The 22,644-nt window shown below is 64.6% G+C and carries 22 protein-coding genes and 1 tRNA gene; 13 read left to right on the forward strand and 10 right to left on the reverse strand.

The window, feature by feature from the left end; all coding sequences use genetic code 11:
- Positions 1 to 65 precede the first annotated feature (65 nt).
- Complete coding sequence (locus NP4_RS17110; RefSeq protein ID WP_067998856.1) at positions 66 to 674, reverse strand: TetR/AcrR family transcriptional regulator; 609 nt, start codon at positions 672 to 674, stop codon at positions 66 to 68.
- On the reverse strand, positions 671 to 1,300 hold the full coding sequence (locus tag NP4_RS17115; protein WP_067998857.1) for a TetR/AcrR family transcriptional regulator: 630 nt from the start codon (positions 1,298 to 1,300) through the stop codon (positions 671 to 673). Before NP4_RS17115 ends, NP4_RS17110 begins: the two co-directional genes overlap by 4 nt.
- Before the next feature lie 203 nt (positions 1,301 to 1,503).
- On the opposite strand from NP4_RS17115, the gene NP4_RS17120 reads away from it, so the two are divergent.
- Entirely contained in the window at positions 1,504 to 2,082 is a 579-nt protein-coding gene (locus NP4_RS17120) for a helix-turn-helix transcriptional regulator (RefSeq protein WP_218023984.1), read from the forward strand.
- Positions 2,083 to 3,356: 1,274 nt separating this feature from the next.
- The gene (locus NP4_RS39980; RefSeq protein WP_082875940.1) at positions 3,357 to 4,475 is read left to right on the forward strand and encodes a nuclease-related domain-containing protein; all 1,119 of its coding nucleotides are present in this window, start codon (positions 3,357 to 3,359) and stop codon (positions 4,473 to 4,475) included.
- 11 nt (positions 4,476 to 4,486) lie between these two features.
- Here NP4_RS39980 and NP4_RS39985 read toward each other — a convergent pair whose 3' ends face one another.
- A complete protein-coding gene (locus NP4_RS39985) occupies positions 4,487 to 4,972 on the reverse strand; it encodes an NUDIX domain-containing protein (RefSeq protein WP_082875941.1) in 486 nt (161 codons plus the stop codon).
- Positions 4,973 to 4,981: 9 nt separating this feature from the next.
- The gene (locus NP4_RS39990) at positions 4,982 to 6,202 is read right to left on the reverse strand and encodes a helix-turn-helix domain-containing protein (RefSeq protein ID WP_082875942.1); all 1,221 of its coding nucleotides are present in this window, start codon (positions 6,200 to 6,202) and stop codon (positions 4,982 to 4,984) included.
- A gap of 160 nt (positions 6,203 to 6,362) precedes the next feature.
- Between NP4_RS39990 and NP4_RS17130 the strand changes: the two genes are divergently transcribed.
- The 10 genes from NP4_RS17130 to NP4_RS17170 all read left to right on the forward strand — a co-directional run bounded on the left by NP4_RS17130 (position 6,363) and on the right by NP4_RS17170 (position 13,326).
- Positions 6,363 to 6,806, forward strand: coding sequence for a hypothetical protein (locus NP4_RS17130; RefSeq protein WP_174556143.1), 444 nt, complete (start codon positions 6,363 to 6,365; stop codon positions 6,804 to 6,806).
- 5 nt (positions 6,807 to 6,811) lie between these two features.
- Positions 6,812 to 7,051: a hypothetical protein gene (locus NP4_RS17135; RefSeq protein WP_114755812.1), complete on the forward strand. Its 240-nt coding sequence runs from the start codon at positions 6,812 to 6,814 to the stop codon at positions 7,049 to 7,051.
- Positions 7,048 to 7,311: a hypothetical protein gene (locus tag NP4_RS17140; RefSeq protein ID WP_147288037.1), complete on the forward strand. Its 264-nt coding sequence runs from the start codon at positions 7,048 to 7,050 to the stop codon at positions 7,309 to 7,311. Before NP4_RS17135 ends, NP4_RS17140 begins: the two co-directional genes overlap by 4 nt.
- Before the next feature lie 2 nt (positions 7,312 to 7,313).
- Positions 7,314 to 7,892, forward strand: a complete 579-nt coding sequence (locus NP4_RS17145; protein ID WP_067998868.1) for a DUF2637 domain-containing protein — start codon at positions 7,314 to 7,316, stop codon at positions 7,890 to 7,892.
- A 310-nt stretch (positions 7,893 to 8,202) separates the two neighbouring features.
- On the forward strand, positions 8,203 to 9,474 hold the full coding sequence (locus tag NP4_RS17150; protein WP_067998870.1) for an FtsK/SpoIIIE domain-containing protein: 1,272 nt from the start codon (positions 8,203 to 8,205) through the stop codon (positions 9,472 to 9,474).
- Complete coding sequence (locus NP4_RS17155) at positions 9,471 to 9,659, forward strand: hypothetical protein (protein WP_067998872.1); 189 nt, start codon at positions 9,471 to 9,473, stop codon at positions 9,657 to 9,659. Before NP4_RS17150 ends, NP4_RS17155 begins: the two co-directional genes overlap by 4 nt.
- Positions 9,656 to 10,270: a hypothetical protein gene (locus NP4_RS17160; protein ID WP_067998874.1), complete on the forward strand. Its 615-nt coding sequence runs from the start codon at positions 9,656 to 9,658 to the stop codon at positions 10,268 to 10,270. Before NP4_RS17155 ends, NP4_RS17160 begins: the two co-directional genes overlap by 4 nt.
- Positions 10,267 to 11,970 (forward strand): replication initiator, encoded by a 1,704-nt coding sequence (locus tag NP4_RS17165; RefSeq protein WP_067998876.1) that lies wholly within the window; start codon positions 10,267 to 10,269, stop codon positions 11,968 to 11,970. Before NP4_RS17160 ends, NP4_RS17165 begins: the two co-directional genes overlap by 4 nt.
- Before the next feature lie 17 nt (positions 11,971 to 11,987).
- Positions 11,988 to 12,161 (forward strand): helix-turn-helix domain-containing protein, encoded by a 174-nt coding sequence (locus NP4_RS39995; protein ID WP_082875943.1) that lies wholly within the window; start codon positions 11,988 to 11,990, stop codon positions 12,159 to 12,161.
- Position 12,162: 1 nt separating this feature from the next.
- Positions 12,163 to 13,326 carry a site-specific integrase gene (locus NP4_RS17170; protein ID WP_067998878.1) on the forward strand — a complete coding sequence of 388 codons (1,164 nt, stop codon included), beginning with the start codon at positions 12,163 to 12,165 and terminating at the stop codon, positions 13,324 to 13,326.
- 98 nt (positions 13,327 to 13,424) lie between these two features.
- Here NP4_RS17170 and NP4_RS17175 read toward each other — a convergent pair.
- Positions 13,425 to 13,497 (reverse strand) — tRNA-Asn (locus NP4_RS17175).
- Between the two features lie 97 nt (positions 13,498 to 13,594).
- Positions 13,595 to 15,634, reverse strand: a complete 2,040-nt coding sequence (locus tag NP4_RS17180) for a CocE/NonD family hydrolase (RefSeq protein WP_147288036.1) — start codon at positions 15,632 to 15,634, stop codon at positions 13,595 to 13,597.
- A gap of 276 nt (positions 15,635 to 15,910) precedes the next feature.
- On the opposite strand from NP4_RS17180, the gene NP4_RS17185 reads away from it, so the two are divergent.
- Entirely contained in the window at positions 15,911 to 16,156 is a 246-nt protein-coding gene (locus tag NP4_RS17185) for a hypothetical protein (RefSeq protein WP_062509013.1), read from the forward strand.
- A 13-nt stretch (positions 16,157 to 16,169) separates the two neighbouring features.
- Here the strand turns inward: NP4_RS17185 and dnaG are convergent, their stop codons facing one another.
- The 4 genes from dnaG to NP4_RS17205 form a co-directional block, all read right to left on the reverse strand.
- A complete protein-coding gene (gene dnaG / locus NP4_RS17190; RefSeq protein WP_067998989.1) occupies positions 16,170 to 18,113 on the reverse strand; it encodes a DNA primase in 1,944 nt (647 codons plus the stop codon).
- 31 nt (positions 18,114 to 18,144) lie between these two features.
- Positions 18,145 to 20,181, reverse strand: coding sequence for a hypothetical protein (locus NP4_RS17195; RefSeq protein WP_067998991.1), 2,037 nt, complete (start codon positions 20,179 to 20,181; stop codon positions 18,145 to 18,147).
- A 403-nt stretch (positions 20,182 to 20,584) separates the two neighbouring features.
- On the reverse strand, positions 20,585 to 21,844 hold the full coding sequence (locus NP4_RS17200; protein ID WP_067998881.1) for a deoxyguanosinetriphosphate triphosphohydrolase: 1,260 nt from the start codon (positions 21,842 to 21,844) through the stop codon (positions 20,585 to 20,587).
- 50 nt (positions 21,845 to 21,894) lie between these two features.
- Entirely contained in the window at positions 21,895 to 22,587 is a 693-nt protein-coding gene (locus NP4_RS17205) for a YdcF family protein (protein ID WP_067998883.1), read from the reverse strand.
- Between the last annotated feature and the right edge of the window lie 57 nt (positions 22,588 to 22,644).

Consider the following 22,644-nt stretch of genomic DNA (forward strand, 5'->3'; position numbering starts at 1 on the left):
CGAGCGTATGGGATCCGACCGCTGCGGAAACTAGTCTGAAGTCCAGTGCCCGAACCACATTCGGGCTATACCATCGCGACGGGCGAGCCGAGGACGAGCGCGGGAAGCGATTGCACCAGCAGATCGATGAACTTCTCCCGAGCGATCGCTCTGTCGCGGATCCAACCCAGGATCGTCTCTTCCACGAAGGCGATCCAACCCCGGACGGCCAGGCCGATGAAGGGACGATTCGGATCGTCGTGGGCGATCGGCAGTTCCGCGACGATCCGTTGCGCGACCGCGGCACGAGTGTCCTCGATGAGCGTGCGCGCACCGGGATCGTTTCCGGCGGTGCCACGCAGAATGGCCTCGTATGCCGAAAAGTGGCCCTCGATGTAGCCGACGTACCGTTCGATCGAATCGCGCAGCATCTCCCCCGGTGGGAGCGTGCGGTCCGGCATCGTAGCGGCCAGGAATTCGCCGCTGACATGCCGCGCTATGGCCTCGTGGAACTCCTGCTCGGTCGCGAAGTAGTGGAAGATCAGGCCACGGGAGATACCCGCCTGCTGCGCGATTTCGTCGATCGAGATGTCCTCGAGCGTGTGGTCGCCCAGGGCCGCCGCGCCGAGAGCGATCAGCTGCCGCCGACGTTCGTGCGGGCTGAGTCGGACTCTTCTCGTGTTCGGCCCGCTCACTTCGGCGTCACCGCCGCCCGCATCGATCGCTGGACGATATCGATCGTCTCGTCCAGCACATCGGCCAGCGGCTCCTCGAATTGTGCCGCCACCCAGTGATCGATCGCCGCCATGAACGCCCAAATGCTCTGCGCGGCGAGCACTTTCGGCAGAAGCGCTCCCGACGGTAGCCCTAGTCGCACGGCCAGCACCCGACCGACCTGCGCCTCGATCCACTGCACCTGGCGCATTTGCCCGGCACGGATATCGGGCTCGGAGGCCATGAGTCGCATGCGACGCTTGATGGTCTGCTCGTCTCCCGTCCCGGCGACCGCCGCCGCGAGCTGCCGCGCACCCGCGATCACATTGGCGATCACCTCCGATGGATCCTCGGGGGCATCGATCTCGACCAGCATCTCGATGACACGCGGATCGATATCGTCCCAGACGACCAGCATCTCCTTCGTACCGAAATAGCGATAGACGGTGCTCGCGGATACCCCGGCCGCCGCGGCGACCTGCTCGACGGAGATGTCTCGATAGTCGTTGTCCTCGAACAACTTCAGAGCGACGGCCTGGATTTCACGCATGCTCTGCAACTTGCGCCGTTCCACGAGGCTCGGCTCGGCGCGCTTGGATGCGATCACAGTGCGAGGATAGTCGAGTGTGAGTCAATCTGACAGTAACTTGCATCCACTCGGACGTACAAGTAGCCTTCCATGTAGGAAGTGACTATCAGACTGATTGTCACATTCATCACGCTGGGGGGCGTCGTATCGCTCCCGGACGAGATCTTCGGCAACGAAGGGGGAGACAGATGTCAGCCGTCGCTACGGTCGGCCCGACGAGGGTGCTGATCCGTATCCAACAGCCGGCTCTCCGCAGCTGGGTGAAGTCCGTGTTGCGGACATCGTCGACCCCACTCATGCTCCTCGAGGGGAACGGATACCGGGCAGCCGATGTCCTGGTGAGCTGTACTCGAACCCTGAGGGCCTCGACCGAGGCGGCGCCGCGCATCATCGCCGTGCTCTCGGATGAGGGCAGCGACGCCGTGATGGAGGGAGCCATGGCCGTCGCGCACGGCATCTTCGACAGCCGGGGCGATACCGCCGGCAACCTGAGCATCGCGGTCGGCGAGGTGCTCAAGGGCAACGGCTGGATCTCACCGACCGTGGTGCCACGGGTGTTAGGACGACGAGACCAACCCCAGCTTGCGAATCTGCTCCCCGGCGAATCGTTGACGCTGCGGGAGAAGGAAATCCTGGCCAAGGTAGTACTCGGCCTGACCAACGCCGAGATCGCGGCGCGGGAGCGGATCACCGAGAGCGGCGTGAAGTTTCATGTAGGCAACCTGCTGCGCAAGTTCGGCTGTCGACACCGCGCCGAGTTGGTCTCGGCGGCACACGGTTCGCGGAGCGAATCGGCATAGCGACAGATCAGGAGTCGCGGCGGAGCACACGCCGCTCTGGTCCCCTCGGCCAGCTGATGCAGCGGTTTTCTTGTATGGGAAGCGAATACGGGCCGCCCGATGACCACAACCAGTCGATCGTCGCCGCAGGACTGAATCGAAGACGCGGCTGCACAGGGTCTTTCCAAGGATTCGGCGCGGTGCCCCGCTGACGAACGTTGTGGCGCTGAGTTCTTGGTGTTTTTTGGAAATAGCCGCATTCGACAGGAGAAAACAGATTAGGCCCCGCCCAGTTTTGCCTGGTCAGGGCCTAATTTCTGCTCCCCCATCTGGACTCGAACCAGAAACCTGCCGATCCTTCCGACAGTCCGGCATCGTACGTTGATGTGTACGAAAGTCCTTACATCCCAGGGTGTCCCGACAGCGGCAGCCATCTTCCGTCTGCGATTGTACGGAATGATTTCCGGGCGTTTGTAACAGAAATGTAGTCCTGGAGTCGTTTCGAGGATAGGTTGTCTATCCGGCCATCCCTGACTGCTCTTTCCCCTCCTTCCTCATACTGGCCATCCTCAGCGGAGCTCGGGCGTGTCAAGGGCGCTCTTTCCCTTGACTCGTTCGAGTGGAGCGAGACAATCGGGCCATGAGGAAGGTGGGGAGCACCCGCAGCGACGTGATGCCACGCTGAGACCGGAGGTTGGGTTCCGAAGAACACCGGAGCGGTCGACCCGATGGTCATCACCAGACCGTCAGTCATCCCGATCCGACGATCCGAGATCGACTGCGCGAGAGGGGCCCAACCGGATATGGCTGTCGTCTTCCAGTCCGACTATTCAATCGTGCACGAATGGGCTACCAGGAGCATTCGGCGTGCGGACGTGTGCCGCGACGCGCCGACGCGCCGGTACCGCAGATGCCCTTTCCGAGGAACCGTCGCGCGGCCGACTGCGCGGCGCGGCGCGCGTCGGCGCGCCGCCTTGATCCTGTAGAGCAAAATTCGGCAACGACTTGGATAGGCAAGCTGGGAAGGCCACGGCTGTAGTCGGCACGCGCCGATCGCGACGTGGAGCTCGGTCCGTCGAATCCGATGGTCGGACGGTCTGATGATGACCCTCGGATCGATCGGCCATCAGGTGGAGTCGAACTGGCGTTCGATCGAAAGATGTTGTGTTGCAACAAGATCGGCTCTGGTTGTCGGTGTGCGGGTTTACCGTTGATCCATTGCCTTCGGGTGCGGTGCATGGGAATCGTTCGGTGCGCGCGCTGCATCCAGCCGAACAAGTTAAGGGGGATGGCCCGTGCTGGTCGTCAATGAACGAGCTGATGCACCATATTCAGAGAAGATCGTGGCTCAATGGCTGCGACTGTGCAACGTTCCTGGTCTCGCGGTTGCGGGTGGCTATGTGCCTGGCCGCGGCAAGCGCGCCAGTGGTCAGGAAGCCGACTTCATCGTGTTCACTCCGAACACCTGCGTATGCATCGAGGTCAAGGGGACACTTAGCCGAACCGGTGGCACGCTGTCGTGCCCAGTGAACGGCCGATGGTCGATGGTGGGATTCGAGGGGGATCCGGTACACGTGCGTGGCAGTGACGTTAACCCTCTGAATCAGGCCAAGTCAGCGATGTTTTCACTCAAGGAGCTGACTGCATCGGTTACCGGAGCGGAGCGGTTCGTATCGGCGCTGGTTGTGGTCGTCCCGCTGAACGGCACGAACGTGACCCTCGATAAGCCGCCAAATCGGATGATGCCCAAGGGAGTAGACATCCTGCTGGGCGGACGACCGAGTGAGCTGTTCACTTGGTTCCAGCGCGCTAAGTTCTTTACACCCGTCTGGACTGCCAATCGCGTGCACGACATGCTGAACGCGTTGAGCGTCAACGATTCAGCTGTCGGTCTGGCCAACTTGATCGCGGAAGGCTTCGCTGGTGATCTAACCCGGTCAGCCGTACTGACAGAAGGCGATTCGGAACCATGGGCGACGCCTTCGGCCACCTTGGGCCCGGCCTTGGATCCGTGGGAATCGCCGCAAGCACCTCGGGTATATGTGGATGATTATTCGACGCGCGGACCGGGTTTTGCGGCGAGCGTTGGTTCACCAGCGGCATCCGAGGTGGCTTCAAATAGATACCCTGCATCGAATTCCACAAAAGTCCGACGCCGTGGACGTCATGCGCCAGTAAAGTCATTCTTGTTAGCGCTTGCCGCAGTCGCGGCGCTTGGATGTGGTATCTGGTATTTACTTGGCGATCGCTCATTGGCACATCAAGATATCAGCCGCCAAACCACTGATTTGTCGGTGACTCAGCCCCCGGAACCATCTCAGCCGCCGGTTGTAGCACCAGCTCCGAGCAAGGCGAAACCGATGGACGCGGGCAGCGGAACGCGGCCATGCTATCCGTTCCAACCCGATTGCTGAGATAAGATCAGTTATTCAACCTGAGCGGCATCCGATTGCTCACCATGTTCCAGATACAGCGGAATCTGGTGCGAAATAAGAGCATTAGCGGTTGCGATCAATCGGCGCGCCAACCGGGGAATCGTATAATTGTCGATATCGTTCACATCGACATAACGAGCTTCGGCGAGCTCATGATCAAGGAAGCGCAGGTTCGAAATTTCAATCTCGTGCAGATCTGGATCCGCAAAAAGAAACAGAATTTTATCGCCTTCTTTATCGTTCGGAGCCCAGTCGACAGCGGCAAGTTCGAGCTTGTCGGCGGTGACGCCGAGCTCCTCCTGAATCTCACGGCGACATGCGGTCTTCGGGGACTCGCCTGGCTCTACGTATCCACCAGGGATGTCCCAATAGTCCTTGTAGGTGGGGCGCACCATGAGTACCGAGTTCCCGCGGAGTACGACCGCGCCAGCTGCGACACGTGGGGTTGCCATCGGTGGAGCCTGTTCAGTACTCATGGCCCCATCTTAGGAGGCTTGGAGCAGGTTCATCCGCTCAGCAAGTCCGGCCAGCGCGGCACTGGGGCGTGCCTTGCTCGTGCGAACCCAGTTGACTACCAGGTCACGACAGAGGCCGTGGTGCCTAACCTGTTCCGGCGCCCTGCCTTCGGCCGACAACAGGATCTCAAGCGCCTGGTCCCGTCGACCCCGGGCGTTGTTGGCGCGCGCCAGTTCGAGTGAGTGCCTGATCTGCCGCTCAGTCGGCAGTGCCGACGTGTCGATTTGGGAGCCGATGCGGATCGCGGTTTCAACATCGTCGAGTTCCATTGCTGTTGATGCACGATGGATTTCGACGTTTGTCGGGCCAAACGCAGTCCACGCGTAGTTCGCGTCACGGCCGAGTCGCGCGGCAGTCGATTCTGCCTCTCGAAGATATTCGTTCGTCAGAGTCCGATCGTCAGCCCGCGCAGCCGCCATAGCTCCGGTGAGAAACAACGTGCCGTATACCGATAGGTGGTCTGGTGATGCATTGGCGGGCGCGCGGCCTGCGTGCGAAGCCACATGCCCTATCAGTACAGCTGCATCTTTGTTGCGTCCGGTGCACATCGTGACATGTGCTACGGACCGAGCAAGCGACAGCCAGGCCACAGGCTCGTTTACTTGCTGCGCAATGTCGAAGCCGCGTTGAGCCGCAACCCAGGCTAGATCGAATTCACCGACTTTGGTCAAGACAGTGGCAGCTGCGTGATAAGCGCTCGCCAACAAGAGGTTGGCGCGTTCCGAATCTTCGGCAGAATTACTCCGTGCCGCACCGTTGAGCTCTGTAATCAGACCAGGCAGCGTTGCACTGACGTAAGCGAAGCGTGAAGCCTGGTAGGCATCCCACACAGCTTGCAAACGACCGTTAAGCACAGGTATCGGCTGGGCCGATTCTTGAGCGGCTTGCGCGAATGGCATCAGCTGGCTGTAGCTCAAAAGCGCTTCACGAAGCGCCGGTACGGTGGGCTTACCCGCAGCCTGCGCAGAATCGACCAGGCTGGGCTCCGCTAAAAGGTCACCGATCGTGATATCGAGCTGATTTGCCAGGCTCTGAATTACAGATACTCGATCGAGCTGTATCCGATTATTCTCAACTTTGTTGAGCCAGTCTTCAGTTCGACCAATAAGATCGGCCAGCACCCGTTGTGACATACCGCGTCTCCGGCGATACCAAGCTACTCGTTCGCCGATAGTCATTGCCTCTGTCATTCCCCGCACTACATCAGTCTAGCTGGGCGGACCGACACGCAAGGGCATCCCCGGAAAATTTTTCCGGGTTGAGGGCCACTGGCGGATTTAGCTTTGTCTCAGGCCAATTCGGGCCGCATCAACAAAAGGAGATCAAGTCATGGCACTGGGAAATACGTGGTTGCGCCTGCCGTTCGCGGAGGCGTGCCCGATGGGGATGTACCTGCTGGGAGAGGTGTCCCCGATCCTGGAGTACTCGAAGGACAAGGACGCTCCGAAGCGTCAGAAGGTCGATCTGGACAAGGACGGGAACGGCACCGGGAAGCGGCTGTGGAAGGCCACGGTGGTGATCCCGGATGGCTCGAACGCGAAGTCGGTCAGCTACGACGTGACGTTCGTCGCGGACGTGAGGCCGGTTCCTTCGGTCGGTGAGGCGGTTCCGGGTATGACTCCGATCGTGCTGGAGGGCATGGTCGTGAAGCCGATGTTGGCCGGTTCGGGTGAGTTCAAGTCGATCACGTGGGCGATCCGTGCGACCGGGATCAAGGGCGATGTCTCCGGCGCGAAGCAGCCTCCGGCGAATCCGGGTGCCGCGCGTCCGGCTCGTGACGAGAAGGCTGCGTGATCGCCATGTCGTATATGCGTACTGCGGTTCGCTGCTATGACGGCGTGGAGGCGGAATACCTTCCGGCGCATGGCACCGATTACGGCACGTGGGTGCCCGCATACATCCTGGTGCAGTTCGCGAAGGGTGATGCGACTCTCGGCCTGTCGATCGAGGATGCCCGCACCGTCATGGAGCGTCTGACCCGAATCCTGATGTTGCACGACTCGGTGGAGCATCTGGCGGCTGAGAAGGCGGTGGCGTGATGACATCGCAGGTCAGGACACCGTTCGTCGCTGGTGAGCTGCACGGCATGAAATACCAGCCGGTTCGGAAGATCCGCCTGGATCGCGCCGCCGGTACTGCGGTGCTGACGGCTCCGTATGTGGAGTTCCAGGTGGGCGATGCCCGCGTCATGTTGCTGGTCGAGGATGCGCGGGATCTGCTGGAAGCGCTCCCGAACGTGCTGGCTCAGCATGACTACGCCGAATACCTCTCCGACACACCGAGGTTGGAGGCGGTCTAGCGATGACCACTCAGTGGTCGGGGATGCGGTTGGCACGGGTGTTCGCGATCGTGACGATCGTGGGTGTCGGTGCCGCTGCGTTCGTCCTCAGTTTCGCCGCCCTGCGGGATTTGGCTGTGCTGGCGCATATCCCGGCGGGTTGGGCGCGGCTGTTCCCGGTGATCATCGACGGCACGATCATTCAGGCCACGGTGTCGGCGCTGGCGCTGGCCAATAGTCCGGAGCGCCGGTTCTTCACGTTCGTGTTGGCTGCGGGCGCGGTGGTTTCGATTATCGGCAACTGTGTGCATGCGGCGGTTGCCGGTCACCAATTGCCGTGGTGGGCGGCGGCTCTGGTGGCCGCGGTGGCTCCGGTCAGTCTGTTGATCGATACCCATGGTCTGGCGATCCTGCTGCGCGCCGGTAGCGAGACCGTGCCTGCAGTGGTGCCGGAGCCTGAGTTCGATCCGCCGGAAGAGGTTGCGGCCGAGCCGGTTTCGATTCCTGATCCGGTGCGTTCGGTGGCGGTGACTGCGATGCGTCGTTCGCGTCCGGTGCAGCAGGAGATGTTGCCGTTGGCGATCCCGGTCGGGGGTGTGTGATGCCTCCTGTCTCCGATGGTGCCCGCCATATGGCCGCGCTGGCGGTGCTGGGTTTGCTTGCTGGGGGTGGGGTGGTGTGGGTGCTGGCGTTCGGCCCGCGCCACCCGGTCCTGTCCCCGGTGCCTTCGGCTGCGGCGGTGATGGCTACCACGTCGCAATCCCCTGTTACTCAGGTTCCCGTGTCGTCGGCGGTTCCGGCGTCGGGCTGCTGGATGTTCTGTGACGAACCGCCGCTTCCTCCTGCGGACGCGAACGGGTGTCGCCTGTTCTGTGATCTGCAACGACCCTCGAACGACGGGAGTGACCGGTAGTGGAACTGGCGACGACACTGCCGCCGTTGGCGGCGATAGCGGGTGGTGTGGGCATGGCGGCGCGGATGGCCTTCTGGTCGCGTCGCGAGCCCGCCGAACGGCAAGAGAGCGTGCAGGATTGGGTGAACGAGGCTCCGGCCGCGTTGAAGGCATCGGTGCTGGTGTTCTGCGATCCGGGCCAGTCGTGGCTGCTGTGGCGTGAGACCGGTCTCGGGTCCGCTGACAGTGGTTTCCCGACCGTGATGGATGTGGACTACACCCGTTACGGACTCGATGTGACGGTGCAGATGCGCGGCGGCCACACCCGCAACGACTGGGTCGAGCCCGAGACGTTGGATGCGATCGCTCAATACGTCGGTGTGCCCGAGGTGGCCGCGACGTTCCCGCATCCCGGATTCGTCCGCCTCCAGGTGAAGGTGTTCGACACCCTCGCTGCCTCGGCAACGGTGCCGATGGTGGTCCCCGATGATGTGGACCTGGAGGCGGTACTCACCGGCGTGTTCGAAGATGGCGAGGACTGGTGTGTTCCGGTGCAGCACCGCCATGTCCTGATCGCCGGTGGCATGAATGCCGGTAAGTCGAACATCCTGTGGTCGTTGATCAATGGGATGGGTCCGGCGATTCGGTCGGGGCGAGTGGATTTGCGGGTGATCGACCCGAAGGGCGGGCAGGAACTGTGGGCGCTGAAGCCGCTGTGTAGCCAATTCGCTTGCACGACAGCCGAAGAGATGGTCGGGCAGATCGAGGGGACCGTAAAGGACATGGAGGAGGCGACGGTCGGCTACCGCAATATCCGCAAGCCGCAGCCGACGCCGGACAACCCGTTGGTGGTCACGATCATCGATGAGGCGGCCACCCTGTCGGCATTCTCGCATCCCAAGGTTCAGGAGCGGTTCGAACGTGCACACGGCAAGCTCCTGTCTCAAGGTCGCGCGCCGTTGTTCGCGGTGATCGAGACCGTGATCGATCCGTCGAAAGAGAATGTGCCGCAACGACAGTTGTTGCCGTACCGGATCGGTATGCGGATGGACGAGCCCACGCAGGTGGCCATGATCCACGGCCAGGGCGCACGGGAGCGGGGTTCGCGCTGCGATGAGATCCCGCACTCCACCCCGGGAGTCTGCTACGTCCAGGAGGACGGCAAACCCGGTTTCCGGCGGGCTCGCGCGTTCCATGTCACCGATGACGACATCGATCGCATCGTGGCCGACTACACCCCAGCGCCGCGGCCGGTGGACCTGCGCGCGTTCGAGCGGGGTGATGCCGCATGAGCACCCGCGCGAAGAAGGAATCGAAATCAGCACAGCCGCAGGTGAATCCGATCGTGCAGGCCGCAGCCGACCAGGTGAACAAGACCAAGCGCCGCAACAGTAACGCCCTGGCGAAAGAGCGCCTGCGTCGGTGGGAGTGCCGAGATCAACTGTCGCTGTTCGATCTTCCGGAGGTGACCGAATGACCACCACCTCCGCGAAGTCGAAGATGGATATGTCCGATTGGCTGGGACTGGGTGTGCTGCAACTGTTCGGGTATGTAGCTACTGCGATCCGGTGGGCGGTGTTGTTCCCGATGATCTCGATCCCGATCGGGCTCGCGGTCACGGGATGGGTGCTGATGGATTGGGGTGTGGGTGTCGGGGCGATCGGGGTGTTCGCCGCGGGGATCATGCTCTGGCGCTGGCAGCGTCCGGAGATGTTCGAGCGGTGGATCACCCGACGTGCCCGCGCCCGGTTCCTGACCTGGTGGCGCTACCGCAACCGCTGGGCCACACGAGTGCACGCCTGCGGGTTGACCCTCACCTGGGGCGATTCCACGCTCGTGCCGCGCCTGGAGGCGGTCGAAATCGGTGTCGCGCTGGACCGGCTACGGGTGCGGATGCTGGAAGGTCAATGCCCGGACGACTACTACAGCCGCGCCGAACGCATCGCCCACACCTTCGGTGCCAGCGAATGCCGGACCTCGATCGTCGGCCCGGGGATCGTGGCATTGGTTCTGCGCCATGCCGATTCCCTCGCGGCACCGGTGTCCCTGCCCCGTTCCGGTGGGCACGGCAGGAAGGAGGCGGCATGAGCGAGGACGCCACCGTGACCGAGCTCGCGACGGCTCGTGAGACTGCCGCCGATCGGCGCGCCTACCCGGATTTCACCGATGTGGCTCACGCGCTGGCCGATGAGCTGGGGGTCTGCCGTCGACCGTTGCCGATGCGAGTCTACGACACCGACACTCACACCTCGAAAGTTGTTGGCGCACCGTGTAAGTCGACACTCAGTAGCGCTTGTCCGGCGTGCGCGGACCGCAATCGGCGGTTGCGGATTCAGCAGTGTCGAGAAGGCTGGCATCTGGATGTGGAGCCGGTGCGGGTCACCAACGAACCCACCGAGCTGCAGAAGGCGTTGGTGTTGGCCCGGGTGGACCTGTTCGCCGAGTTCCAGACCGCGAAGGAGGACAGTGATACCGATCTGATGGCCGGAATCCGGGAAGTGGTCACGGATCTGGATGAGGAACTGCGCTCGACCGGGTTCCGCAAACGCCTTCCGGCGCTGGATGCGCAAGCGGCCAAACCGCGGCGTGTCCGGTCGACCAAGCGTCGTCAGGATGCGCCGAACCTGCCGAAGCGTCCCCGTTCACGGCGCACGATCGGCACCGAGTACGCGGGGAAGTTCCGCCCCTCGATGATGATCACGCTGACGATGCCCAGCTACGGCCGGATCAACTCCGACGGCGCGACCGACGAGAAGGGCCATGTCTGTGGCGACGGTTCCCCGGTCGATCCGGATCACTACGACTACCGACGCGCCGCGCGGGACACGGTGCATTTCAAGTCGCTGATCGATGTGTTCATCGAGAACCTGCGGCGGGTGGCGGGCTGGAACATCCAGTACTACGGGGTGGTCGAACCCCAGCGGCGCGGTGCCCCGCATATCCACATCCTGATCCGCGGCACGGTCCCCCGCGAGATCGTGAAACAGGTCGCCGCAGCGACGTATTACCAGGTGTGGTGGCCTCATCACGATCGCCAGGAGTACGGCGGGGACCGGATGCCGGTGTGGGACTACAAGACCGGCACCTTCGTTGATCCCGACACCCGGCATCGGCTGCACACCTTCGAGGAAGCTCTCGACATCATCGACTCGGCCGACGATGTGGAACCGGCGCATGTGGTGTGGCTGGGTTCGCAGATCGACCCGAAGGACATCCGCGGCGTGCTCGGCAACTCCGAGGAAGCGGGCCGCCATATCGGCTACGTCACCAAGTATCTGACCAAAGCGGTTGGAGAGATCCTGGAACCGCCGAACCAACGCACCGCCGACCATTACGACCGCCTCCACGCCGAACTCCAGCGAACCCCGTGTTGCGAGGAGTGCGAGGTGTGGTTGCTGTACGGCATCGTCCCCAAGGGCGCGAACGAGAAGACAGTCCCGGGCCGATGCAAGCGAACAGCCCACCGCCGCAACCTCCTCGGTGTCCCCGGGCGGCGGGTGCTGAACTCCCGTCAATGGACCGGCAAGACCCTGCCCGACCACAAGGCCGACCGGATCGAATTCGTTCGGCAGTTGCTCGCCAAGGTCGGCATCCTCAAACCCGACACCTCACACCTGAAGATCACACCGACCCGCCCCGGGGACAAGGACGTACCACCCCGCGACCATCTGATCATGGGCGAACTCGCGCGAAGGCGGGCATGGCAGGCCGAGTGGAAGATTGCGCAGCTGGCCGATGCGAGTCCGCCAGGGGCACAAGATAGTTCGACAATTCCGGAAGCGGCATAGGGAAGGAGGGCGAGTTCATGTCCAGATTGTTGACCGAGCAAGAGGTTCGGAAGCTGATCCCGATCGGGCACAGCAAGTACTACGAGTTGATCGGTTCCGGTGAGTTGCGGTCGGTGAAGATTGGTCGGCGGCGGTTTGTGACCGAACAGGCCGTGGCCGACTACATCGCTGATCTCGACAAGGCGGCGTAGCGTGCCCAGACAACGATTGGCCCCGGGCGAGTGGGGCGAGATTACGGTTACTCAGACCGGCCCTGGCAAGTTCGTCGCGTCGGCGTACGTGCGCGATGAGGACGGGCAACGTCGGCACCCGTCTCGAAGCGGCACCAGTTCAGAGGATGCACGCCGGAATTTGCAGCGGCACTTAAAGAAACGAACGACTCCGATGGTTGGCGCGGTGGTGAGTGATCGGACGCCGCTGTCGGAGCTGTTCGAGATTTGGATTGCGACGAAGCGCAAGCTCAAACCGCAGTCGGCGGACCGGTATCGGCGAATTTGGGGGCGATACGGGGAGAGGCAGTTGGGAGCTCTGCGGGTCCGGGAGCTGCCGACGAGCCGGGCTGAGCGTCATCTGTCCGTCGTGGCCGATCAGTCCGCGGCTAGCGCGAAGACGTTGCGGGTCGTACTGCTGGGGATGTTCGCGTTGGCGGTCCGGTATGACGTGCTGGCGGTGAATCCGGTCCGGGAGACGAGTAGGGCGTCGAGTAAGCGGTCGGGGGCTCGCGCGGTCACTCCGGAGCAGTTCGCTGTTGTCCGGCAAGCGGTTAGGGCGTATCGGGATCGAGAGCACGGTTTTGGGCCTCGCCCGGGAAGGCAGCTCCCCGAATTCATCGATGTACTGGCGTCTACGGGCTGTCGGCCGAATGAGGTTCTGTCGCTGCGATGGTCGGATGTTGATCTGCTGGCGGACCCACCTCGCATGACGGTTGCGGGCACGATCATCGATCACGGTGCGGTGAAAGGCGAAGCGCTGCACCGACAGGACGAGCGGAAGGGCGACGCTCCCCCGCACACGGTGTTCCTGCCCAAGCTGGCGGTGGAGGCGTTGACGGTGCTGTTCGCCGAGGCGGTCAGTCCGGACGCTCCGGTGTTCACCAATCGTGATGGCGGCTGGATGAGTCTGGCCAATCTCCGTCGTTCGCTGCGCGCGGCACTCCCCGAGGAACTGCGATGGGTGACTCCGCGTAGTTTCCGGCCGACCGTGGCCACCGTGGTACGTGATGATCTCGGTCCGGCGGAAGCGCAGGCTCAGCTGTCGCACGCGAAGTTGGCCACTACCGAGCGCCACTATCTCGAACGACGGACTGTCGGCCCGGACGCACGAGCGGCCCTGGACCGGTACGCCTCGGGAAAGTGACAGATCGTTTGTGACAGGAAAGTATCGAGTTCCGCCGGAAATGACCGGATAGCAAAAACGGCCCTCTACCATTCGTACTGGTGGAGGGCCGTATTCTGCTCCCCCATCTGGACTCGAACCAGAAACCTGCCGATTAACAGTCGGCTGCTCTGCCAATTGAGCTATAGGGGACTATCCTCGGCTCGCCGTTCCGGGCGGGCCGAGGTGAAACTTTAGCGTATCGGGCGGCGGGGGCCCAAATCGGGGCTCTAGCTGGGGGGATGGGGGGTTAGGGGGTGGGGGTCAGGGGGATGGTGAGGGTGGTGGGGTGGGTGGGGTCGTGGAGGATGTCGAGGGTGGAGCCCAGGAGTTTGGGGAGGGTGGGGAGGGGGGCGAGGGTGGAGGGGAAGTTGCCGGTGGTGATGCGGATTCGGAGGCGGTGGGCGGGGGCGAGGCGGTAGTAGGTGGGGCGGAGGCGGATGTGGAGTTCGACGACCTCACCGGGGGTGATGGGGGTGGTGTCGGCGGAGGAGAGGTTGTGTTCGGGTGAGTAGACGGTGCCGTCGGGGGTGCGCCAGGTTTTGGCCTCGTCGAGGGTGCGCAGGGTGGCGAGTTGGGCGCCGCCGGTGATTTCCGCCGATGTGCCGTCGGGGGCCACGTCGTCGAGGTGGACCTGGAGGGCGGCCTCGTCGACGCTGGAGGTAATGAAGGTGTGCAGGTCGCCGGGGCCCGCCACCAGGGTTGGTTCGGCGACCGGATCGCCGGTGTAGGCGATGCCCGACTGTGGGCCGACCGACGCGCCGCCGCAGGGATCGTTGACGTTGAACAGGTTCAGCACCAACTGCAGGGCGCCCGCGGTCCACTGCTCGAAATTGTCTCGGTTGCAGATGTTTTCGACCGGCGAGTAGGCCAGGCGGTCCGGCGCTCCCCCGGATTCCGCGCCCAGGGTGCCCGCGCCGAGGCGGAAGTTCGTCGGGCGGGCGGCGGCGAACGGGTAGGCGGTCGTATTGGCGCCCGCACCGGTCTGATCGATCACATGCAGCGTATCGGGGGTCTTATCGATCCCGTTGTCGATTCCCTTGAGCCAGTGGTCGAACCACGCGATCGCGATCGGATCGGTGTCCATGCGCGCGTACGGGCCCGCGCCCATGCCGACGTGATACCAAGGGCCCATCAGCAATTGGAAGCGCGGATCGGTGGGCGCGTCGGGATCCATCGGGCCGTACTGCGGGCGGCCCGCGGCGAGGTTCTGCAGTTGCGCGTAGTTCTGGAAAGCGCCGTCCTGGTAGAGATCCCAGATGCCGTCGACGAAGTAGGTGGGAATGTCGTTGTCCACCAGGGCATGCATATTCGGTCCGAAGTCGCGGGCCTGCCACCACGCGTCCTTGTGGCCGTAGACGCCGTTACCGTAGCCCTCGATGAGTTTGGCCAGTGGAGTATCCGGAGAGGCCAATGCGCCGCGCAGATGGTCGATCAGGGCCTGAATCGCCACCTGTGGGGTCAGCGGTAGATTCAGGATCGGACCGAGCGCGCCCATGAACTGGATCGCGGGGATGAGCGCGGTCAGCAGGATCGGGCTGAACATGCCGTCGTGGCTGACCACATGTTTGAACACATCGTTGGGGATGGTCATCATCATCATCGCCTTCAGCGGCGAATCCGGGCGGCTGTGCTCGGCGGTCAACATGCCCGACACACCGGGGAACGAATAGCCGAACATGCCGACCTTGCCATTGGATCCGGGCAGCCGCGCCGCCCAATCCACCAGCTCGTTGCCGTCCTGACCGTCCTTCGGGGAGGCCGGATCCCACTCCCCCGTCGACGAACCGGTGCCGCGCACATCGGCGATCACCTCGATGTAGCCGCGCTTGACCAGTTCGTCCTGGGTGCTCATCGCCTGGTGCGCAATGCGATTCAGATCCGCCAGATTGTCCGGCAGCTGAACGTGCAGGGCGTCCAGCGCACCCTTCACCGCGCCGAGCACCGTCGAGGTGATGATGCCGTTGAGCCCGATGTAGGTGGTGTAGTCGACGATCACCGGGAACTGTCCGGCCGCGCGCTGACCGGTCACCGGATCGGTGGGATAGCGCACGGTCGCGGTCAGCTGGGTTCCGTCCGACAGCGGAATCACCTGGCCGAGATCGACTCCGATCCCGTAGGCCGGGGGCGGCGGGGTGTAACCGGCGGGGTAGCCGATGCCCGCGGGCGCGGTCGGGGCGGGCCCGAACAGCGGCGCGGCGGTCGCGTCGGTGATCGGCACCGCGGCCGCCACCAGCACGCCCATCGCGGTCGCCGCCCCGGCGAGTGCCCATCTGCTGCCGTGAATCACGTTGCCCTCCAACCGGTATGACGACTTCGTCCGGAACGTGATTCAGCACACAGCACAAACCCATGGGCCGTCCATCACCAAACTCATGAATCCCACGGCAAAGTTCCGTGCATAGTGCATATTTCGCTGCGGAACGAATAGGACAGAACCGAACTTGTCGTACCCGTCTGTCATCGTAAGGGCGAAATTTCGCGTGGACGGGACCTGGATCGACAGCCGTGGGGCGCGTCGGGCAGGATGTACGGCGCGGACAGTGACTGGGAGGAGCCCAAGGATATGCTGCGGTTGATCATCGGCGTCGCAGCCGGTTACGTGCTCGGCGCCAAGGCCGGGCGAGCCCGCTACGAGCAGATCAGCAAGACCACCCGCGCGATCACCACCAGTCCGGTCACCCGCAAGATTCTCGTGGTCGGCCGCCAGAAGCTGTCGGACAAGCTGAGCACGCAGCCCAAGCTCGAGCCGATGGAACCGATCGATGAGCGGACGACCATTCTCGTACCGCAGGATCAGTTGCGCCGCTGAGCGACTCCGGGCCTCAGCCCACGGCGAAGTCGCCGGAACCGCCCATGGCCTGCGCGAGCAGGCTCTTGCGGTATTGCTCGAGCGCCACGAGATCGCCGAACAGCGCCATGTAGGCGTCGGGCTCCTCGGTGGAGGAGACCCGCTGCAGCCTGGACTTCAACTCCGCGATCTGACGCCCCACCCATGCCTCCTGGATACGGGCGAGCACACCGGAGACGAAGCGCTGAATATCGTCCAGCGATTTCACCGGCAGCGACTCGGTGGCCAACTCCGACACCAGCGCGCGCAGCGTCAGGTCATCGGTGTGATCGCTGACCGCCGCGACCCATTCGGCCCCGCCCAGACCCGCGGCCGTGCCGCCCGCCTGCACGATCGCCGTACGAACCGCGGTGTAGGCCGGATGGGTGAACGCCTCCTGATCGAGCGAGTCGAATACCGGCCCGGCCATCGCCGGGTACTGCAGCGCGGCGGCGAGGACCTGACGTTGCGGCAGCAGCACCGGATCGTTGGGGTTCGGGCGGGCCGCGGGATGTTCGGCCACCGTGGCGTCCAGCGCGTCGGGCTTGCCGGGGCGACCGGCGGGCCGGGCCGGGCCGCCCTGGCGCAGGCGACGCGCCTCGTCACCGACGCGCCGCACCACCTGATGCTCATCGGGCCAGCCGACCAGCGCGGCCAGCTTGAGCCCATAGGCCTTGCGGTGCACCGGATCCTTGATCTGCGCCACCAGCGGCACGGCCTCGCGCAGCGCCTGCACCTGCTTGTCGGCGCTCATATCCTTGCGCACCGGATCGTCGTAGTACTTCTCCACTATGCCGCGAATCGCGAACTCGTAGAGCGGAACTCGCCGCGCGACCAGATCCTTCAGCGCGGTGTCGCCGGAGCGCTGCCGCAATTCGCAGGGATCCTGACCGTCCGGCGCGACCGCGATATAGGTCTGCATGGCGATGCGCTGATCACCGGAGAACGCCTTGAGTGCCGCGGCCTGTCCGGCCTCGTCGCCGTCGAAGGTGTAGATGATCTCGCCGCGCATCCAGGTGTCGTCCATCAGCAGGCGGCGCAGCACCAACAGGTGCTCCTCGCCGAAGGCCGTACCGCAGGACGCCACAGCGGTTTTCACCCCCGCCATGTTCATGGCCATGACGTCGGTGTAGCCCTCCACCACCACGGCCTGATGGCTCTTGGCGATATCGCGCTTGGCCAGATCGAGGCCGAACAACACCTGAGACTTCTTGTACAGCACCGTTTCCGGCGTATTGATGTACTTGGCCGTCATCTGATCGTCGTCGAACAATCGGCGCGCGCCGAAGCCGATGACATCGCCGCCGAGGTTGCGGATCGGCCAGAGCAGGCGGCGGTGGAAGCGGTCCATGGGACCGTGCCGACCCGGCTTGGACAGTCCGGCCGCTTCCAACTCCTTGACGTCGAAACCCTTGCGCAGCAGGTGTTTCGTCAACGTATCCCAACCGCCCGGGGCGAATCCGCAGCCGAACAGGCGCGCGGCGTTGGCGTCGAAATTGCGCTCGGTGAGGTAGTTGCGTGCCGCCGCGGCCTCGGGCTCGGCGAGCTGGGACACGTAGAACTCGTGCGCGGCGGCATTCGCCGCGACCAGGCGCGAGCGGGTGCCGCGATCGCGTTGCACCGAGGTGCCGCCACCCTCGTAATTGATCTTGTAGCCGATCCGGTCGGCCATCTGCTCGACGGCCTCGACGAATCCGACATGATCGATCTTCTGTAGGAAGGCGAACACATCGCCGCTCTCCCCGCAGCCGAAGCAGTGGAAGTGATTGTGATTGGGCCGGACATGGAACGAGGGCGACTTCTCGTCGTGGAACGGGCACAGGCCCTTCATCGAGTCGGCCCCCGCGCGCTTGAGCGCCACATACTCACCGACGACATCCTCGATGCGCACGCGTTCTCTAATTGCCGCGATATCGCGATCAGGGAGTCGTCCGGCCACGATGTTCGAGTCTAGCCGGATCATGAGACGGTCACGGCGCAGGTGGGCGGATCGCCAGATACGCGCTGCTCCACAATTGGGCGGCATTGGATTCGGTGACGTCACCGGCGGCTGCCCCGAAGGGGACGGTGTGATAGACGCCGTTGTCGATGCGCCAGCTCCACAGTTCGGAGCTGTGCATCGGTTCGGTCGCGACGATCGCCTGCCACAGGGTGTGCTGGGCGGCGGTGAGGCGTTCGCGGATCGGCGCGGGCAGGTCGGGGCGGTGCAGTTGGCGTTGGAGGCCCGCGGCGAAGGCCGCCTGCTGCCAGGACCACACGACCGTGCCGTGGTAGTGGTGGGTGGTGAACTGTGCGCGCAGGCTCGGGTCGGCGAAGGCGGGATCGGCGACCACCGGCCCCGTGCCGGTCATCAGGCCCAGGGGGAACGGGCGGATCATGGTGGTCACTTCGGCGTCGAGTCGGTCGGGGGGCGGCTCGCCGAGCAGTAGGTCGAAGATGTCGTCGGAATGCAGGATCGGGATCGGGTGGCCGTCGGCGGTCAGGGCGACCGAGGGGAAGGTGACGGGTTCGGAGCCGAGGGCGGCGAGGGCGTCCTGGGCTGGGACACCGGCACTTTCGGCATAGGAGCCGATCGCGGCGCGGGCGGTGGGATTGTCGATGGTCACGGTGAACAGGCGCGCCGCCTCAGTGCTCCACACCTTCGCGTGGGCGGCGGCCAGGGACAGCTGCGTGCGGTCGTCGGGGGTCAGGTAGGGATCGAGGCGGCCGCTGTCGAGCAGTCGCGCGGTGGCCTCGAGGGCGGCGGGGACGAGGATGGCGTCGACGTCGTAGGGATAGCGGCCGCCGCCCAAGCCGGTTTCGCTGTCGCGCCACTCCCCCGCGTTGTGCCCCGGTTTCAGGGCGATCAGGTTGGTGTAGCGCGGATCGTGGGCGAAGGGTTCGGCGGTCGAGACGACCAGACGCAGATTGCGGACCAGGGCCTGGCCGTCGGAGATGTTCGGGGCGGCCTCGGCGCGTAGGAAATTCGCGGTCCGGGGCGCGCCCTCGGCGTGGTCGAGCAGATAGGCCGCGGCGACGGGGGCGAGTAGATAACTCTCGTCGACCATGCCGTAGTCGTAGATCGGCGCGGCGCTGCGCGTGCCGTCCTGCTGCTCGTGGGTGAGGATCGCGAATTCCGAAACGGCCTCCTCGTGGGCGACCGTGCCGTCGGAAGCGAGACGGGTAAGCACAGAACGCAGTCCGGCCTCGGTGGCGTCCGGGGCGAGGACGGGCATCAGCATCATCATCGACAGCAGCGTGTCGCGGCCGAAATAGGTGTCGAAGCGCCAGGATCCGGCGAGGAACTTCTCGCGAAAGCTCAGGAAGCTCAGCGTGTTGCGCGGTCTGTCGAGATCTCGCTCGTCGCCGTTGAGCAGTGCCGAGCCCGACAGCGGGGTCAGCGGGGCGTCGCCGGTCAGGGCGGTTACGCGCAATGCGATACGGCCGTCGGGGCCCGCGGTGACCGAGCCGCCGTCCACGACGGTGCCGTCGGTGACCTGAAGGGCCAACCGATACCCGGGCGCGCCGTCGAGCCGATCGCGGGCCCAGCTCACGGTCTTCCCGAAGATGGTCGGCGGCGTGAGTACCTCGGCGGGAACGGGTTTGCCGTCCTCGCCGTAGGTACGCAGCACGCGCACATTGGACAGCACCGCCTGCTCGGGAGTCAGCACCGGCGCGGGAATCGACGCTTCGAAGACGATACCGTGCAGCTCCCGCCCCCGGGAATCCTTGTCGGACACGGCCTTCGGCGGCGTATCGAGATGCCATCGCGCCGCGGTCGTCAGCGAATCGAACCACAGCCCCGTCCCGCTGTTGCCCGCCGGGAAGGCCACCAGGATCCGCGGATCGCGCCCGGACCGCAGCAGCAGATGCGCCGCGCTCTGTCCATCGCGCAGGAAGTAGTTGAGGTTGTCCCCCTCGTCGACCTGAAAATGAAACGCGGTCTCCCTGGGCGGCGAGCTACCACACCCCGCCACCACGGATACCGAAACCACAAGTACCACAAGATATCTGCCGAGCGAACGCATCAGAGCCACCACCGCAACCCCCTGCTTCTCGATCCGACAAACCGGAAACAATGCGTCCAATGTACGACCACCCACTGACAAGTAGGTGAGTCCCGGCGAAAAGCACGCCGGGAAAAGAGGGTTGGGACGCGCCCACAGAGAACAGAGGGTTGAGACGCGCCCACAGAGAACAGAGGGTTGAGACGCGCCCACAGAGAACAGACAGTTGAGACGCGCCCACAGAGAACAGACAGTTGAGACGCCCCCACAGAGAACAGACAGTTGAGACGCCCCCACAGAGAACAGACAGTTGAGACGCCCCCACAGACAGTTGAGACGCCCGCACAGAGAGGAGAGGCACCCTCGAGAGCTGAGCCTCTCAGGAGAGAGGGCTGACGTTGGGGTGAGCGGGCGGCGAGGTGGATCAGTCGATGGTGGCGGCCACGCGTTCCAGGCGACTTTCCGTATAGGAGGCGATCTGGTCGACGATGACGCGGATTCGCGCCGTGTCGTCGGGGGCGGCGTCCCACCAGGGAAGCAGGAGGGGGTCGAGGATGGTGGGGGCGTGGGCGCGGAAGTGGTTGGCCACCTGGAGGATTCGGGCTCGCTGGGCGGTCTGGCGGTCGCGATGTTCGGGGTCGGACATGACGTAGCGCAGCGCTACGGTTTTGAGGACCGCGACCTCGGCGGCGACGATGCGGGGGACCTCGAGATCGGCGCCGTAGCGGGTCAGGCGGCGGCCGGTCCAGGTTTCGCGGGTGGCCTCGACGGCCGCGGTGGCGAAGCGGCCGACCAGATCACTGGTCAGGCGTTTGAGGGCGACCGAGGCGCGCAGGGTGCCGTCGTAACCCGCGGCGGCGGCGATCACCGGCAGTTCCGAGAGGCGTTCGGCGGCGGCGACCAGATCGTCGGTGGTCAAGCCGGGATGCTGGGCGTGGCCGAGACCGGCCAGGGCGGACTGTTCGGCGGGATCGGCCAAGGCGCGCAGGTCGATTCGCCCGGCGATCACGCCGTCCTCGACGTCGTGCACCGAATAGGCCACATCGTCGGACCAGTCCATGATCTGCGACTCCAGGCTCTGCCGCCGCTCCGGCGCGTCCTTGCGCACCCAGGCCAGCCGCTCCAGATCCACCCCGTAGGCCCCGAATTTGGTGGCCGATTCGGTTCGGCCCCAGGGATATTTGACCGTGGCGTCCAGGGCCGCCCGGGTCAGATTGAGTCCGAAGCTCTCCCCGGCCGCGTCGAACACCTTCGGCTCCAGCCGCGTCAGGATCCGCAGATTTTGGGCGTTGCCCTCGAATCCGCCGTGCGCGTCGGCGAATTCGTCCAATGCGCGCTCTCCGTTGTGGCCATAGGGCGGATGGCCGATATCGTGGGCGAGCCCGGCCAGATCCACCAGATCCGGATCGCAACCCAGCCCCTCGGCGATACTGCGCCCGATCTGGGCCACCTCCAGCGAATGGGTCAGCCGCGTGCGCGGGGTGTCCCCTTCGCGCGGACCCATCACCTGTGTCTTGTCCGCCAGCCGCCGCAGCGCCGCCGAATGCAGCACCCGGGCGCGGTCGCGCGCGAAATCGCTTCGGCGGGCGGGACAGGGCGACCAGCTCAGGCCCGCGGTATCGGAGCTTTCCGACACCATGCGCTCCCGGTCCTGGTCGGTGTAGGCGTCCCCGGCGCCGCTCATCGATCACTCCTCGAGATCATTGCTGCACGAGAGTCTTTGCTCCGCGATGGTCATTGCTCCGCGGTGTATTTGAAGTCTGCGGAGAAATGGGTGAGCTGATACCACAGCAGCGCACCCGTTTCCCGGGCGATACCGTGCGCCTGCGATTCGCGGGTGTAGACGGCCGGTCCGGTGCGCGTGGGCGCGGTCCACGCCCGCAGGCCCTCGTCGCGCGCCATGGTCCGGGTCCGCAGCGAATGCCACGGATCGCTGACCAGCACCGCCGAGGACAGCTCGCGCGCCCGCATCGCGGTGGCGACCGCCTCGATACTCTGCAGCGTGTCCGAACCGGTCTCCACCGCGAGGATCCGATCCGCGGGCACGCCGCGATTGCGCAGATAGTTCTTGCCCGAGGCCGCCTCGGTGTAGTTGTCGCCGACCTGTTTGCCGCCCACCGTGATCACCAGCGGCGCAACGCCTTTGGAGTACAGCCGGTAGGCCTGGCCGAGCCGGGCCTCGAAAACCGAGGACGGGGTGCCGTCGTACTGCGCCGCGCCGAGCACCACGATGGCGTCGGCGGTCGAGTAGTCGTCGATCCGCGCCACCTGCCAGACCCGTACCGCCGTCCCGCCCACCAGCACCAGCGCGATCAGCACCGTTCCGAGGATCACCCGGCGAATCCAGCGCAGCACGGCGGAACCACGCGGCCGGGCCGCGGCCGCGACGGGATCGGCGGGCGCTGGGCGGGTCGGGGCGAACGGCATTCCCCGAGTCTGCCAAAACTCGGTCACGCCGAGATTGCGGCGCGTCGCACGCCACCA

This window comes from Nocardia pseudobrasiliensis NBRC 108224, assembly GCF_001613105.1.
Classification (GTDB): Bacteria; Actinomycetota; Actinomycetes; order Mycobacteriales; family Mycobacteriaceae; genus Nocardia; species Nocardia pseudobrasiliensis.

Bases quoted from the DNA above. Each gene is read 5' to 3' on its own strand.
- NP4_RS39985 (WP_082875941.1), bottom strand. From the start codon at position 4,972: ATGAGTACTGAACAGGCTCCACCGATGGCAACCCCACGTGTCGCAGCT.
- NP4_RS39990 (WP_082875942.1), bottom strand. From the start codon at position 6,202: ATGACAGAGGCAATGACTATCGGCGAACGAGTAGCTTGGTATCGCCGG.
- NP4_RS17135 (WP_114755812.1), top strand. From the start codon at position 6,812: ATGTCGTATATGCGTACTGCGGTTCGCTGCTATGACGGCGTGGAGGCG.
- NP4_RS17145 (WP_067998868.1), top strand. From the start codon at position 7,314: ATGACCACTCAGTGGTCGGGGATGCGGTTGGCACGGGTGTTCGCGATC.
- NP4_RS17155 (WP_067998872.1), top strand. From the start codon at position 9,471: ATGAGCACCCGCGCGAAGAAGGAATCGAAATCAGCACAGCCGCAGGTG.
- NP4_RS17160 (WP_067998874.1), top strand. From the start codon at position 9,656: ATGACCACCACCTCCGCGAAGTCGAAGATGGATATGTCCGATTGGCTG.
- NP4_RS17165 (WP_067998876.1), top strand. From the start codon at position 10,267: ATGAGCGAGGACGCCACCGTGACCGAGCTCGCGACGGCTCGTGAGACT.
- NP4_RS39995 (WP_082875943.1), top strand. From the start codon at position 11,988: ATGTCCAGATTGTTGACCGAGCAAGAGGTTCGGAAGCTGATCCCGATC.
- NP4_RS17185 (WP_062509013.1), top strand. From the start codon at position 15,911: ATGCTGCGGTTGATCATCGGCGTCGCAGCCGGTTACGTGCTCGGCGCC.
- NP4_RS17195 (WP_067998991.1), bottom strand. From the start codon at position 20,181: ATGCGTTCGCTCGGCAGATATCTTGTGGTACTTGTGGTTTCGGTATCC.
- NP4_RS17200 (WP_067998881.1), bottom strand. From the start codon at position 21,844: ATGAGCGGCGCCGGGGACGCCTACACCGACCAGGACCGGGAGCGCATG.
- NP4_RS17205 (WP_067998883.1), bottom strand. From the start codon at position 22,587: ATGCCGTTCGCCCCGACCCGCCCAGCGCCCGCCGATCCCGTCGCGGCC.